The 13,603-nt window shown below is 65.8% G+C and carries 10 protein-coding genes and 2 CRISPR repeat arrays; of the genes, 4 read left to right on the forward strand and 6 right to left on the reverse strand.

Going from position 1 to position 13,603, the window contains the following annotated elements; translation table 11 throughout:
* Positions 1-635: GNAT family N-acetyltransferase (locus tag IF67_RS0137865; protein ID WP_234341635.1), on the reverse strand; the 635-nt coding region annotated here is incomplete at its 3' end.
* A gap of 777 nt (positions 636-1,412) precedes the next feature.
* On the reverse strand, positions 1,413-1,922 hold the full coding sequence (locus tag IF67_RS0137870; RefSeq protein ID WP_078889893.1) for a Ku protein: 510 nt from the start codon (positions 1,920-1,922) through the stop codon (positions 1,413-1,415).
* Between the two features lie 281 nt (positions 1,923-2,203).
* Here IF67_RS0137870 and IF67_RS45590 point away from each other — a divergent pair, with 281 nt between their 5' ends.
* The 3 genes from IF67_RS45590 to IF67_RS40940 all read left to right on the forward strand — a co-directional run bounded on the left by IF67_RS45590 (position 2,204) and on the right by IF67_RS40940 (position 5,602).
* Positions 2,204-2,410, forward strand: coding sequence for a hypothetical protein (locus IF67_RS45590; protein WP_051819097.1), 207 nt, complete (start codon positions 2,204-2,206; stop codon positions 2,408-2,410).
* A gap of 28 nt (positions 2,411-2,438) precedes the next feature.
* Complete coding sequence (locus IF67_RS44520) at positions 2,439-3,068, forward strand: hypothetical protein (RefSeq protein ID WP_234341638.1); 630 nt, start codon at positions 2,439-2,441, stop codon at positions 3,066-3,068.
* A 437-nt stretch (positions 3,069-3,505) separates the two neighbouring features.
* Positions 3,506-4,327: direct repeats of the CRISPR family, unit length 29 nt; unit sequence CTGCTCCCCGCACCCGCGGGGATGGTCCC.
* A 327-nt stretch (positions 4,328-4,654) separates the two neighbouring features.
* Positions 4,655-5,602, forward strand: coding sequence for a DNA-processing protein DprA (locus IF67_RS40940; RefSeq protein ID WP_063754436.1), 948 nt, complete (start codon positions 4,655-4,657; stop codon positions 5,600-5,602).
* A gap of 1,066 nt (positions 5,603-6,668) precedes the next feature.
* A CRISPR array of direct repeats spans positions 6,669-6,998; the repeat unit is 24 nt; unit sequence CTGCTCCCCGCACGCGCGGGGATG.
* 924 nt (positions 6,999-7,922) lie between these two features.
* Here the strand turns inward: IF67_RS40940 and IF67_RS46470 are convergent.
* Positions 7,923-8,369, reverse strand: coding sequence for a hypothetical protein (locus IF67_RS46470; RefSeq protein WP_420708743.1), 447 nt, complete (start codon positions 8,367-8,369; stop codon positions 7,923-7,925).
* Between the two features lie 630 nt (positions 8,370-8,999).
* Here IF67_RS46470 and IF67_RS44080 point away from each other — a divergent pair.
* Positions 9,000-9,881: a DUF5131 family protein gene (locus IF67_RS44080; RefSeq protein ID WP_158713235.1), complete on the forward strand. Its 882-nt coding sequence runs from the start codon at positions 9,000-9,002 to the stop codon at positions 9,879-9,881.
* A gap of 275 nt (positions 9,882-10,156) precedes the next feature.
* On the opposite strand, the gene IF67_RS40945 is transcribed toward IF67_RS44080, so the two are convergent.
* The 3 genes from IF67_RS40945 to IF67_RS40695 form a co-directional block, all read right to left on the reverse strand.
* On the reverse strand, positions 10,157-10,603 hold the full coding sequence (locus tag IF67_RS40945; protein WP_051819103.1) for a hypothetical protein: 447 nt from the start codon (positions 10,601-10,603) through the stop codon (positions 10,157-10,159).
* Between the two features lie 104 nt (positions 10,604-10,707).
* Positions 10,708-12,111 carry a VanZ family protein gene (locus IF67_RS0137905; protein WP_051819105.1) on the reverse strand — a complete coding sequence of 468 codons (1,404 nt, stop codon included), beginning with the start codon at positions 12,109-12,111 and terminating at the stop codon, positions 10,708-10,710.
* An 84-nt stretch (positions 12,112-12,195) separates the two neighbouring features.
* Positions 12,196-12,630 (reverse strand): hypothetical protein, encoded by a 435-nt coding sequence (locus IF67_RS40695; RefSeq protein ID WP_051819107.1) that lies wholly within the window; start codon positions 12,628-12,630, stop codon positions 12,196-12,198.
* Positions 12,631-13,603 lie beyond the last annotated feature (973 nt).

The following is a 13,603-nucleotide window of genomic DNA, read 5'->3' on the forward strand; positions in this document are numbered from 1 at the left end:
CAGAGCCGCGCCACGCCACGGCCAAAAATCCGGAAATGATCACTAGATCCCCAGGTCAGCGCTTCGCTCATGGAGTGATCGGCAACGGATTTGTCACAGTACTCGCGCGTAGGCCGCGAGGTGTTGAACGCCGACCGCAGGACGTCTGCGAAGCCCTGCGCCTGCTCCGGGCCGATCGACTTGACCCGCACGCCGGGGTCCTCCACCGGCTCGGTGAGGTCGCGGAAGAGCGGCGTCCACGGCTCGTCGACGCCCCAGCCCTCCTTGCTCAGCAGGTCGTGGAGCAGCAGGCCCAGCGGGGCCTCGATGGACACCATTCCTTCCGGCAGCACGCCGCGCTCAGGCAGCGAGAAGTCCTCGACGAGCCGCCGCGCCAAGTCCTCATCCTGGAAAGCGTCCGGAGCGACCGTCATCCGCACCAGCGTCGGCGAGTCGAGCATCCCGACCGCGAGAATCCGCCCGTCCCGACTCCAGGTCCGGACCACCGCGGCCGTCTCGGCCGTTCCGAACCGGTAGTTCCAGCCAATGTCCCCGGAATGCAACTGCACCGGCGCTTCGTCGTACTGCCACTCCCGCAGCGCGGCCATGGCCTCGCGTACCCCGTCGACAGTCGGCGTACCCAGCACAATCGTCATAGCCGGGATCAGACACTCCATCCCGAAGGTCCGCAACCGATTAACCGGGCCGGCCGCTGCTCCCGCAGCGGCCCGACCAAGAGCTTCTGCTCCCGCAATAGCCCAGCAGCTTCGGTGCCCCCGTTCCGCGCGGCGCGCGGTGATCCGCTCATGCACCTCGGGGTCCACCATGCGCCGGAGCGTACGAGCGCAACCCGAGACGGCGGGCGAGAAATCGCAAAACCCGTACCTGCCAGACGATCTACACCTCAGACTGCCGCCCACGACCAGCACGAGTACGCCGAAGACAACTCACGCCAGACCCGTGACCAGCACCTTCACGATGCACACCGCTCAATGGGCGATGAGGTCGTGCGGTTGGTCCGTGGGAGAATGCTCAGCATGACGACTTGAAGAGCACCGGCCGGCCGGCAGCACTGGCGCAAGGTCGGAGCCTGGGACATGGTCTCTGACGGGGATCGTCGGATCTGCGCCGCCTGCGGAACGCCCGTCCGCTCGTATCAGTACCGCTTCCATCCGCCTGAGTCCGCCATGTTCGAGCGGTGCGTCGGACTCGCCTGGTGTTCCGGTTGCCGGATCTACTCCGGCAACATGGTGCACGTGCCCCGGAGACGAGTCCTCGTCGACGCCCTCGCTTCGCTTCCCCGTGAGCAACAGGAACGGCTTGCACGTTCGGAATCTCGGCTGCTCGAGTTCCTGGACCGCCAGGCCCGAGACAGCAGAGGTTAGCCTCCGCCAGACAGCAGGAGACGAACAAGCGCCTCGCGGGCAACTCTGTTAAATATGTCCCCCATTACGAGCGCGCTGGGCGTCGCGCACGGATTCCTCCAGCGCGGCCATCAGGTCGACCGGCGGCTGCGGCTCAATCGGGGGCGCCGCCGGTCCGCCAGCGGCGAGGGTGTCCACGAGGAGGTTCAGCGCCTGGGCGTAGTCGTCGTGCAGCTCGGTCATCAGCAGCTCGGCGAGGTCCAGCTCCTGGGTGGTGGTCGGGGCCGGGCTGGACAGGTCACCAGGGTCACGGATTTCCTCGGGCCAGTGCAGGGTGTGCAGCACCAGGATGCCGTTCCGCGGCCGCAGGACGGCCAGCCTCTCCCGCGACCGGAGGGCCACCTTGCAGACCGCGAGCCGGCCGGACCGGGCCAGGGCTTCGACGAGGAGCGCGTACGGCTTCTGGGCTCCGGGGCCGTGGGCGCCCACCCAGTACGGGCGGGCGTACAGCAGCGGGTCGACGTCGGTCTCGTCGATGAACCCGACGACCTCGATCACACGCTTCGTGGGTAGCGGCAGGGTGAGTCCGGTGGCGGAACGTCGGACTGTGTGGGCGCGGACCCTTCACCAGACCGGGGCCGCGCCCCAGGTGACGATGCGGAGGCGGTCACAGCCGCCAGGTGGGCCGGTTCCGGCTCCTCCCGGCGATGCGCGCAGCCCGTTGTGGGCCAAGGAGCGGGCGTCGACGTCGAGTTATTACGGGTAGCGCTGCTGGCAGCAGTGCAGCGGGCGCTGAACTGGGCTGGAATCACTTCACCGGCCGGCACAACATCCGCAACTGCAACATCCTGAACATCCCCATGGGAGGCCCGGTCGACAAGAAGAGCGGGGCCAACCTTCAGTACTGGGGCGTCGCCACGAACCGCCAGTACGGATCCGTGAAGATCGTCGTCAAGGCCCGGTACGCGCGGAAGACGGACGACGGGCGTTACGACGCCGGGAAGGGCAATACGATCGGCGTGATCACCGCATACTGCAAGGGCTGCAGAAGTGCCCGAATTGGGTAAACCAGTGACATGCGAGTACGAAGAGATCGTGGAGCAGCAGGCCGACATCACGGGCCTGCTGCTCCACCACGTTTACGCACCTCTCATCGACGACCAACACGTACGAGGCGTCCTCCCCGCTCCCCACCCGACGAACGCCGTGCGCGTGGTCCTCGGCGACAAGGACGAGTACGCCCCCGACCAGCTCACCGCCTACGAGATCCCCCTGCGCACGGGCGACGAACTGCGCACTCCGCACGACGTCGCAGCCCTCGTGCGCACTGTCCACACGGGCACCCACATCTACCCCCGCAGCAAGGTCAGCACCGTCATGGGAATGACTCTGTTCACCGTGGACCCCACGACCGTGACTCCAGCCCCCTTCACCAACGACGACTGGACCCTCACGCTCCTGCGCTGCCTGACCTCCCCCTCCACCGAAGAAAGCCCACAGGCACGCCTGTGCGGCTTCCTGTTCCTGGACCCAGACAGGCTCCGCCTCTACGTCGACAGCGAGGAGGAGGCTCTGCCCGGGATCACGGCCGCCGACGTACGCCCCGGTGGCGCCCTCACAGCGCTGCTGGCGGCACTGACATCACTGCTCGATGAACAGCGGCTCACAACGACCGACACCGACGACCCGCACTGTTCACGCGTGGTCGACCTCACCGACTGGTGACCACCAGCCACAGAGGGCCCCGCACCGGCGAGCGTGGTAAGCGGACCTCGAAGCCGGTCCCCTATGAGCAGGGCCCAAAGAACCGGTCTCGGCGCTCGCGTAGCAGTGTCAGCACCGGCCCGCGGCAGCTCGAACCGTCACTGCTCCGACAGCTACGGACGGCCTAGCCAGGTCAATGAAAGAGCCGCAACCACTTCCGCTCTGAAGGGTCAAGAAGGCTCCCCCGTACTCGTGGTTGCACCTTGGCTCGACCTGGGCGACATGGAATGGGATTAATTGCTCCTCGCACGTGCGGGGCAGCATCTTTGCGGCGTGGAGCCTGGCGTTGTTTCATGGCGCTCAACCGGGATAGGCAGACATGAATGTCGTTAATGTCGGGTTCGATGAAAGTGGTTCAAATCCGTGTCGTTCGCGTGTAACGATGCAGGTCACGAAGGCTGCTCCCCGCACCCGCGGGGATGGTCCCAGCATGCCCACGTTGACCGCCGCCGCCCTCGACTGCTCCCCGCACCCGCGGGGATGGTCCCTCCGGCTCTCCTGCGCCCCTCCACTAGTCCTTCTGCTCCCCGCACCCGCGGGGATGGTCCCTCGGGGTGGCGCGGAAGGTCATCACGGACGCGCTGCTCCCCGCACCCGCGGGGATGGTCCCCCACATGCTGGGCGAAGCCACCAAGCACCTCGCTGCTCCCCGCACCCGCGGGGATGGTCCCTCGGCTTCCCGCTCGTCAACGGTGGTGCGGTTCTGCTCCCCGCACCCGCGGGGATGGTCCCGCTCAGCTGGTCTGACCGACTGCGTACGGCGGCTGCTCCCCGCACCCGCGGGGATGGTCCCGGAAAACTGCGGCTCTGCGGGTCGGGCATGGCCTGCTCCCCGCACCCGCGGGGATGGTCCCAAGGTCCACATCGGCGACAAAGTCTGACGGGGCTGCTCCCCGCACCCGCGGGGATGGTCCCTTCCAACCAGGTAGCACCCCATCTGACCTGCGCTGCTCCCCGCACCCGCGGGGATGGTCCCAATTCCCTTTGTGCCAACCAGGTCCCGGGTCTCTGCTCCCCGCACCCGCGGGGATGGTCCAGGCCAGTATTCCCAAGGGGTTGGAGCGAAGCGCTGCTCCCCGCACCCGCGGGGATGGTCCCACCGGTGGCGGCAAATCCCTCATGATCCGGCACTGCTCCCCGCACCCGCGGGGATGGTCCCGAGCGCGATTTCGTCGACGACGGCGAGAAGATCTGCTCCCCGCACCCGCGGGGATGGCCCCTGGAAGCAGCAGCTCTCCCAGCGTGACGAGGGCTGCTGCGGATAGGTCGGCTCCAGCCCCTCTATGCAACTGCCGGCGGACAGCTGGCTGTTCGTACTGGGGCGCGAGCCAGCTGTCCGCCGGCCTGCGCCATGACGGTCACGGATTTCCGTCCCAGGAGTGCAGGTCAGGTGGGGGCCTCCAGATTGATGCACTGTATAGACGTATCCGTGTAGCTACAGATCGCATATGGCCTCTAGACTTTCAATGACACCTAACGTGTCAGCGAGACCTTCGAATGTGTCGGCAATCCTTCGAACAGTGATCTTTGAGTAGAAGGAGTCAAAGATGATCAGTGAAGCCCAGATGCGGCTGTTAGCCCTTTGCTCGATTCGTGTGGAGGGTAAGAGTGTTGATTGGTCACTGCTGGCGCGCTGCGCGCTGCGCGGGCATCTCGATGACTTGTGTGATGGCTTCATCCCTGAAGAATCGTCGGCATCCAAGAGGTCCCTTGCGGTCCTAAGGGACGGCCTACGGTCACCGCTTAATGACCGTTTCTCTCGCGTAGATGAAGAACTGCGACTGGCCGAGAAGGTTGGCGCAAGACTGGTCACAGTACTGGACGATGGATACCCTCAAAATCTCCGCGGTGTAGATGATCTCCCCCCGTTCCTTTTCTATCGGGGGAATCTTGACCAGGAAGCCGACGCGCGCGCTGTGGCCGTGGTAGGTACGCGTAATGCGACAGAGATTGGCCTCGCCCGAGCGCGCCGGGTAGCACGCGAACTTGGTGATGCCGGTTTCGTGATCTCCTCAGGGCTAGCTCGTGGTGTAGATACAGCCGCACATTCCACGGCGCTGCATTTCGAACATCGCACGATCGCCGTGATCGGAACAGGGATCACAAAGTGCTACCCGCGAGAGAACGTAAGCCTCGCAGAGGAGATCGCCGATTGCGGGGTTGTGCTCTCCCAATTCTGGCCGTCTCGGTCGCCAGGTAGAGACACCTTCCCGCGCAGGAATCATGTGACTTCCGGAATCAGCCGAGGAAGCGTCGTCATCGAAGCTTCTGGAACGTCTGGGGCGAAGATGCAGGCTCGCATCGCCTCCGAACAAGGCCGGCATGCTTTGCTGCTCCGCTCGCTCGTGGACACACAAGAGTGGGCCCGCAAAATGGTGGATGCTGGGCGGGCGACTGTGGCGAGAGATGTCGAACAAATGATCCATCTCCTGGACGCTCCCGTCAGTGCGGAGAACAATCATCCAACAGTGCAGCTGCTGTTCGACGTGGGGTAATTGCGCCGTCGCGGACCGTGGGCTTAGCCTGGTACCGGGGTTGGAGCGTCACGCAGGGGGGCAAGGTTGTATCGCCATTTTGCGCGTCCGGACGGCAGGGGCTGGGACGTGCGGCAGTGGGTTCAGTGGCTCCAGGATCAGAAGGTTGCGCCGTCTGTGCGCTCCTTCGAAGCTGGCACATGCGCCTTATGTCACTCACCAACGCCGGTAGGTTCCCAGGGGACACCATTCGAGCGGTGCTACAACTGCCAGAAGGCGTACTCGCTAGTGTTAGATGGCTTTGTCCCCATGTGTTATTCGGTACATGAAGGCTTAGAGAGCATTCTTTGGCGAGCAAAGAATGATCCGGCCGCCGAGTGGCTTCGTCTTCCGCTCGGCTCGCTCCTCTGGAGCTTCATCCATCAACATGGTGATTGTGTGGCGAGGACGTATGGCGGACCCTTTGATGTCCGAATAGCCATACCGTCTCATGCCTCGGCGCGTGGCGGAGTAGATCACCTGAAGATGGTGATAGGTAGCGTCGAGGGCATGTCCGGTGATTGGGATTTCGAAATATTACGAAAGAATTCCTCCACTAAGGCTGCCGACCGAAGGCGGCGGATCGACCCAAACCTCTTCGCGTCTGACGCATCTGTCGAAGGTAGGAGGGTTTTACTCTTAGATGACACCTTCACCTCTGGCGGCACAATGGCCAGCGCCGCATATGCTTTGAAACAGAGCGGCGCCAGGGTGGTTGTGGGGTTAGCGTTTGGCCGGCAGCTCGCGGCCGATTGGGGAAACTCTCAGAGTCTCATAGCAACGCTTCCATCCCGCACGCTGGATCTGAGCGATTGCGCCGTCCACGATAGCTCTCCGCCTTTCTTCGGATAGCTGGCTACCTTTCCTTGGCCGCCGCCGCCCGCACCGGTAGGGATAGCTCCTGGTCCCGGCAGCCGACCACACGACTTCCCTCTGCTCCCCACACGCGGCGGCCCCGCTCGACCTGGGCGAGATGGGCGTGGCCGCCCGCTCCCCGCACCCGCAGGGATGGCCCCAACAGCAGCACGCGCGGCACGTTCTTCGCCCGCCGCTCCCCGCACCCGCGGGGATGGTCCCGACCTGCGGAGAGTGCGGGGCCTGGGAGTGCCCTGCTCCCCGCACGCGCGGGGATGGCCCCGTCACGCCGCCCACACCCTCACGCTCGGCGATCTGCTCCCCGCACACGCGGGGATGGTCCTGAGACCCGCGTCGAGGGTGCATGGCGAGGTGGCTGCTTCCCGCACACGCGGGGATGGTCCCCAACTCGCCAAGAACCGCGAGCTTGCCGCCGACTGCTCCACGCACGCGCGGGGATGGCCCCGGCGACATCGCTTACTTCGGTCGTCTTCCACGCTGCTCCCCGCACCCGCGGGGATGGCCCCCGTAGCGGCGGCGCCAGCACCTATTGCCCTGGCTGCTTCAGGGCGCCCAACTGGACTGGGCAGACGTGAACGTCGTGTATGCCGGAGTTGGTGAAAGTGGCTCGGAACCCCGCCGGGCGCGTGTGACGATGCAGGTCACGAAGTCTGCTCCCCGCACGCGCGGGGATGCCCCCCCAGAGCTGGCCGAGGAGGCCTTCAACAAGGTCTGCTCCCCGCACGCGCGGGGATGCCCCCGTCCGGTGCGGGGAAGGACAGTTCGGTCCACTCTGCTCCCCGCACGCGCGGGGATGCCCCCGGTCGCGGCCGAGTACGCAGTGCTGGCAGCACCTGCTCCCCGCACGCGCGGGGATGTTCCCGAGCGCCCGTACGACTGGGGATCGATTGTCGACTGTTCCCCGCACCCGCGGGGATGTTCCCATCAACGGCCGCTCGGCGCTCGTCATCTCCACCTGCTCCCCGCACACGCGGGGATGGACCCGTGCGCACCGACTTGGTGATCTGGGTGCGGAACTGCTCTCCGCACACGCGGGGATGGACCCTTGTACGGGAACTTCACCAGAGCCAGGCGCCGCTGCTCCCCGCACGCGCGGGGATGGCCCCGTCTACATGCCGGAGGTCGAACGCGACCACGTCTGCTCCCCGCGCCAGCGGGGATGGCCCCTGCCGATGCTCATTCGGTTCGCCTACACGTGGCTGCTGCCCGCGCCCGCGGGGATGGTCCCGTCCGCCACCACGGCGCCTTGAGCCCGGCAGATTGCTCCCCCCCCCCCGCGCGGGGGTGGTCCGCGATGATCGTGGTGCTGGAATCCTGCTCCCCGCACCCTCTGGGATGCCGTCCAATCGCGGTGACTAGGAGCATGCGCAGGGCCGCGTGCGGGCGGACTGCCGGGTGTCGGCGGGGCGGGGGCGAGAGTGGGGTGTCAGTGCCGTGGTAGCTGGGAGGGGCGGCGTCGCCGCGCTCGTGGTTTTGTCGGCCAGTGTGCCCAGCGCAGCGTTTCCGCCTCGCCTGGTGGTAGTAGCCCTGCGCCGATGAGGGCTGCCCGGCCGGCCTCTTGCCCCGCTATCCGGTAGCTGTAGTCGGAGGAGTCCACCTCGTGGTAGGCGCCGTCGGTTAGTAGCACGGCGGCCGATACTCCGTTGAGCCCTTCCAGCAAGCCGGCTCGCAAGGCGGGAAGGAACTCTGGAGGCAGGTGCGACTTCGGTACGACGTTGAGTAGTTCAAAGTTTCCGGCAGGGCCTGGTGGTTCGAAGTCGGCAACAATGTTGGCGTACGAGCCGCAGCCTCCGAGGTTCAGCAGGACGCGGACGGCCACGTCGGGCACGGAAGCAGGGAGGGCAGCCATCGACATACGGTACGCACAGCTCATCTGCACCAAATGCCGGAGCTGGCGAAAGTGGTTCAGAACGGTGCTGCTCGCGGGCAACGATGCAGGTCACGAAGTCTGCTCCCCGCACGCGCGGGGATGGCCCCTCGCCCCGGCCGCCGAGGACGATCGTGGTCATCTGCTCCCCGCACGCGCGGGGATGGCCCCTCCTCGCCGCCGTCTGGCCCGACGCTCTCGAGCTGCTCCCCGCACGCGCGGGGATGGCCCCGGCATCCGGTCGGCGATCCCCGGCGTGCAATCCTGCTCCCCGCGCCCGCGAGGATGTTCCCATGGTGGAGATGGCCGTATTCACGACGAGCACCTGCTCCCCGCGCCCGCGGGGATGTTCCCGGGGTGTCGGCAAAGGAACTTGTCGACCCCACCTGCTCCCCGCACGCGCGGGGATGGTCCCGTCAGCGAGAATCCGCGGAACGGGCCCGCGCTCACGCAGAAGCCCAGGTCACAGGCTCGCTGATTATGGCGGATCCGCCAGAATCAGAAGAGTCACCGGAAGAACGCACGTCGCGCGCGAAGGCTGCCCGATCCGTGGGTGCATCACCACGTGCTGTTCAGCGTGCCAAAACGGTTCAGACCTACGCACCGGAACTCGTGGATAAGGTCCGGTCCGGCGACATGGCCCTGGACCAGGCGGAGAAGCAGGTCCAGCAGCGTCGGCGAGCGATGCCGGAAGACGCCCCAACTGAGAAGCCCAGCCCGGTCATGCTCACGCTGCGCGCCCACGACGGCACTGAATACCCCTACCCCAGGCCCGAGGCGAAGGCTACGTTCAATAACACCGACGGCGACGGAATCTCCTGGGCCCGGTGGTCATGGAACCCTGTCACCGGCTGCCTCCACGGCTGCGACTACTGCTACGCACGCGAAATCACCATGCGCTTCAAGCAGGTCAACCCCGCTGGCTTCACCCCTCTCTTTCACCACGAGCGGCTCAGTGCCCCCGCCAACACGAAGATCCCCGAGCAACACCGTGAGGACTCCGCGTGGCGGCGCGTCTTCGTCTGCTCCATGGCAGACCTCTACGGCCGGTGGGTACCTGACGAATGGATCTACCAGGTTCACGATGCAATGCACTTGAACCGCATGTGGGACTACCTGCTCCTCACGAAGTTCCCGGCCCGCTACAACAAGGTCGACCTCCCACCAACAGCATGGGTTGGCACAAGCATCGACGAACAAAAGCGTGTCCGGATCGCCGAGGACGCCTTCCGAAAGATCAGCGACGTGAAGGTTAAGTGGCTGTCGATCGAGCCCCTCAGGGAACCTCTGGAGTTCAGCGACCTGTCCATGTTCGACTGGGTCGTCATCGGAGCACAGACCGAAACGTGGCAGGGAGAGGGGACGGACCGAAAACTGGTGCCGGCGTTTGGCCCGCCGTTCGAATGGGTGGCGCGCCTCGTAGCGCAGGCCCGGGAGGCGGGATGTCGCGTGCACCTCAAACCGAATCTGGTCAATGGCCACCCAGGGATGCAACTCCCTGACGAATACCCCGTCTGATGGAGAGCTTTGTGCGCGCGCCCCAGGCCGCGGGCGTCCACTCCCATACGGAGACCACCGCGACGGTTGAGGCCTGATGCGGTCGTGCTGCTAGGCGTGGCCTCCGTTGCGGGCGCGCCGGGCGTCGAGTACGGATGCCTCCAGGGCGGCCATTAGGTCCACCGGGCCGCAGGGCACGCCGCCGCCCCCGGAGCAGCTGACAGCTCCGGACCCGCCCGCGGGCGCAGACCCGTCACTTGACTGGATCCGCGCCCGTAGGCGTGCGTGGTGCGGTGTCAGCAGGTGGCGACGGGCGTCTGGAATGTCCCCTGTCCGCTTACCTGGAGCAGCCCGATGGTGGGGGCGCAGCGGAAGGAGGAGTCGTAGTTGGTCCACGACTTGTACTTGGTGGTTCCCGCGGACTGGGAGAACTGGCCGCCCCAGTGGCTGGTGCCCTTGTAGGAGTAGCCAAGCTTGGCCTTGATGGCGCCGCCGCTTTCCTTCGTGTAGGAGGTGGTGATCGTGACGTTGGCGCCCAGGATTTTCTCGTGGAAGACGGCGCCGCTGCTCAGGGAGGTGCAGGTGTTGCCCCCACCGGGGTGTCCGTCGCCGGGGCAGTCGGCTGCCTGAACGCCTGCGGGTCGGGGGGTTGTGGCGGCATGTGCGGTGGTGGCGTTGAGGGCTGCGATGGCCATCACGGTGACGGCTATGGAACGGGTGGTTGTGGTGGCTAACTTGCGCATGGTGATTCTCCTGACGGTGGTGGTGCGTGCCCTGAGGGCACGCTGGATGGATGTTCCACGTGCGATGGAGAAGGGGCTGCGGCCGGTTCGGTGGCGGCAGTAGTTCAGTTCTGCGTCGTGTCCACTTGGCCATCGCCGTCTTCTTGCGGGTTTTCGATCTTCTCTTTCCTGCTCGCGCGGGGGTCGACCTTCCCGGTGTTCGCATCGACGTAGACGGGCTCGAGCACCGCAGTTTTGTCGTCGGTCTCAAAGCCGGTCAGCCATTGAGCCCGCCACCTTCCGGCGCGCTGAACGGCCAGCAGTTCGCTGTCGGCGATGCGCACTTTGTGGCCCTTGGGCTGTTGCAGGGCCTTGAGAGCCGTGCGCTGGGCCGTCTTCTTGTCGACGGTCAGCGCCGGCAGGTCATGAGGGTCTTCCTCAGTACGGACCAGGAGCTGGGAGACTCGGCCGGTGGTGTTGACCTGAACGTCCAGACGCATCGGCATCAAGACGCCGTCACTGTTGCGCCGCCGCCAGCTGATGATCCACCCGAGCTCGGCCCGGTCCCCTACGGGGTATACCTGCGGCTCGGAGCCGCGCAGCTCGCGTGGGTAGTGCTCCTCGGCGTAGCGGCGTGCGATGGGGAGTGCGTCCTTCTCGCTGCCGGGCTTTCGGGTGACTCCTGGGACGGGGTAGCTGGACGAGGTGGTCTTGCTGGAGCTTTCGAGGCTGACGTTGAGTTGTGAGGCGTCTGGCCAGGTGAGCTCGGCGAATCCGTCGTTGAGGGCGATGAGCAGGGTGTCGGGGCTGTCGTCGACGCCTGTTTGCAGCTGTACGTTGCTGATCTTGTAGCGGTCGCCGAAGGCTTGGCGGATGGCTCGGTGAGCTGCTGCCTTTTCCTTGTCTCCGGTGAATTGGAGGCTGGTGGCATCGACGGCGACGGGGGTGATCCAGGTGGCTGCGGCAATGCCTGCTGCGACGAGGATGGTTGCGGAGGTGATGGCGGTGGCCCGGGAGTGGCGGCGGGGCGGGATGGCGGGTCGTTTGGCCAGGCGCAAGGCACCCCAGGCGATTGCCGTGCCGGCGAGAGCGCCCAGGGCGTTCATCTGCAAGTCGCTGCTGTCGCACCCCCGGCTGACGCCGGGGACCAGGGTTTGCAGGAGCTCGGTGCACAGGGAGAGCAGGATGCTGCCCGCGATGACCGGCAAAAGCGTGCGCAGGGCCATCAGTCCGAAGAAGCCGATGGGCGCGAAGAGCAAGAGGTTGAGCAGTCCTTGCTGGGTGGCGAAGGGCTCAGCGTAGTTGCGGTTGATCACGCAGACACGGCTGGCTTCGGCTGCTGCTGCCCCGCTCGGCAGGAACAGGGTGAGAGCGACTTCCGCCGTGACGGCCGCGCCGAGCGCGGCGTGGGACCACGGCCGTCTGCCGGCCCGGTGCGCGAGCCAGAAGCACAGGGCGGCGACAAGGAGGACGGCTAACGCCGCTGTGACGATGAAGCCGGTCTGGTTTTTGAATATCGCGGAGAACACGAACGCAGTGTCCTAATCCTGGAGAGCTGACAGAAGGTGGTCCGTGCCCGCCCTGCCCCGCGGCGGCCGGGCACGGACGGACGGTCAGCTGCAGTCGGCCAGGGGCGTCTGGAACGTCTGCTGGCCTTGCACCTGGAGAAGACCCACGGTGCTCGAGCAGTAGGAAACGTTGTTCCAGCTACCTGTCTTGGTCGTCCCGCTGGACTGACTGAACCAGCCGCTCCAGGAAGTCGATCCCGCCCGGTTGAAACCGACGCGGGCCGTGATGCCGGAGCCGCCGGTCTTCTTGTACCAGGTGGAGGCTCTGTTGTTGGTGTACTTCTGGTGATACAGCTCACCGCTGCTCAGGGATGAGCAGGTGTAGTTGCGGCTGAGGTGCCCGTCCCCGGGGCAGCTCACCATGACCGACTTCTTGGCCGTTCCCGTGGCGGCTTCGGCGTGGGCAAGCGGCATGGAGCCGATTGCTGCCAGCGTGATACCCGTCACCACGGTCGCCCGCATGAGTTTGCTGGTCTTCATGACTGTTGCCTCCCTCGACAACCACAGTCCTGCTGTGGATGGACAGTTCAGTCGGGGGAAACGCCGCAGCGCGGCCATGGGCATGCATGCTGCCCCGCCCGTCCCCCTCGGGCCACATCGAGCAGTCGTTCGATGTGAGGCAAGAACCTAAGGAGCGAAAGATCCATGCGCAACCAAGATCGGAGATTTAGGCCAATCAACTGACATGCAGTTACAAGCCATCAGGTAAAGATCGAATTCCGCACCCTGCCGTCGCTTCAGGCAACTCCCAGGGGCCACATCGCAACACACCAGCCACAGCGACTCGACAAGACGCCGTTGCCTTGTCCGTAACCCGACAGGTAGCGGCCCTTGGCGGCCGCTTGACCTAGAACGACTTGTGCGGCGCCTCCATCGGCGGGAGACCCGGGACATGCACCATGATGGATCGCCATAAATGATTGAATACGCACAGACAAATGGTGTTACTAAGTTAGAAATGCTGGTGTGTCGCGCGTGCACGGTCATTCCGGTTAACGGGCAGGAGGCCAGCGCAAGACTGACTCGCCGGAGCGGCTGGGAGAGTTCCAGACAGGCTGCTCCCCAAGCGTCCGGGCCGCGCAGGAATCATGGTCCGCCTGGCGATGCCCAGCTGGGGCTGACCCGTGAGCCCGATGTCGGCGCCGGCGCCGACACATGCGGCGGTGCCGCGCCCAGGCGAGCGCCGTACGCGAACGGGCAGGGGTCTCGCCCGGCGCGGCCGCGGACGTTTCAGCGGCACGCTTCGGCTCTGGAGAGGAAGGTGGCGGCAGCGCGCGGGCACAGGGCGCGTGACGTCGAACAGGTTGACCAGGCTTGCGGCCAGCGGGTGGACGCGTCGCCCCGCCAAGAGGGGCTAGATGCAATACCGGTGACTTTGGGCTTTCCGGGTCGTTGGGCGGGGTGTGCCAAGGCCCGGACAGGTGAAGTCGTCGTCGGATGACCGGTTCTCGGA

Origin of the sequence: Streptomyces sp. NRRL S-1813 (assembly GCF_000719605.1) — a bacterium.
GTDB classification, from domain to species: Bacteria; Actinomycetota; Actinomycetes; order Streptomycetales; family Streptomycetaceae; genus Streptomyces; species Streptomyces decoyicus.

What these genes read in the sequence shown, in the direction of transcription:
- IF67_RS40695 (WP_051819107.1), bottom strand. Translation starts at nt 12,630, where the DNA reads ATGAAGACCAGCAAACTCATGCGGGCGACCGTGGTGACGGGTATCACG.
- IF67_RS44080 (WP_158713235.1), top strand. Translation starts at nt 9,000, where the DNA reads ATGGCCCTGGACCAGGCGGAGAAGCAGGTCCAGCAGCGTCGGCGAGCG.
- IF67_RS40940 (WP_063754436.1), top strand. Translation starts at nt 4,655, where the DNA reads ATGATCAGTGAAGCCCAGATGCGGCTGTTAGCCCTTTGCTCGATTCGT.
- IF67_RS46470 (WP_420708743.1), bottom strand. Translation starts at nt 8,369, where the DNA reads ATGAGCTGTGCGTACCGTATGTCGATGGCTGCCCTCCCTGCTTCCGTG.
- IF67_RS45590 (WP_051819097.1), top strand. Translation starts at nt 2,204, where the DNA reads ATGGGAGGCCCGGTCGACAAGAAGAGCGGGGCCAACCTTCAGTACTGG.
- IF67_RS40945 (WP_051819103.1), bottom strand. Translation starts at nt 10,603, where the DNA reads ATGCGCAAGTTAGCCACCACAACCACCCGTTCCATAGCCGTCACCGTG.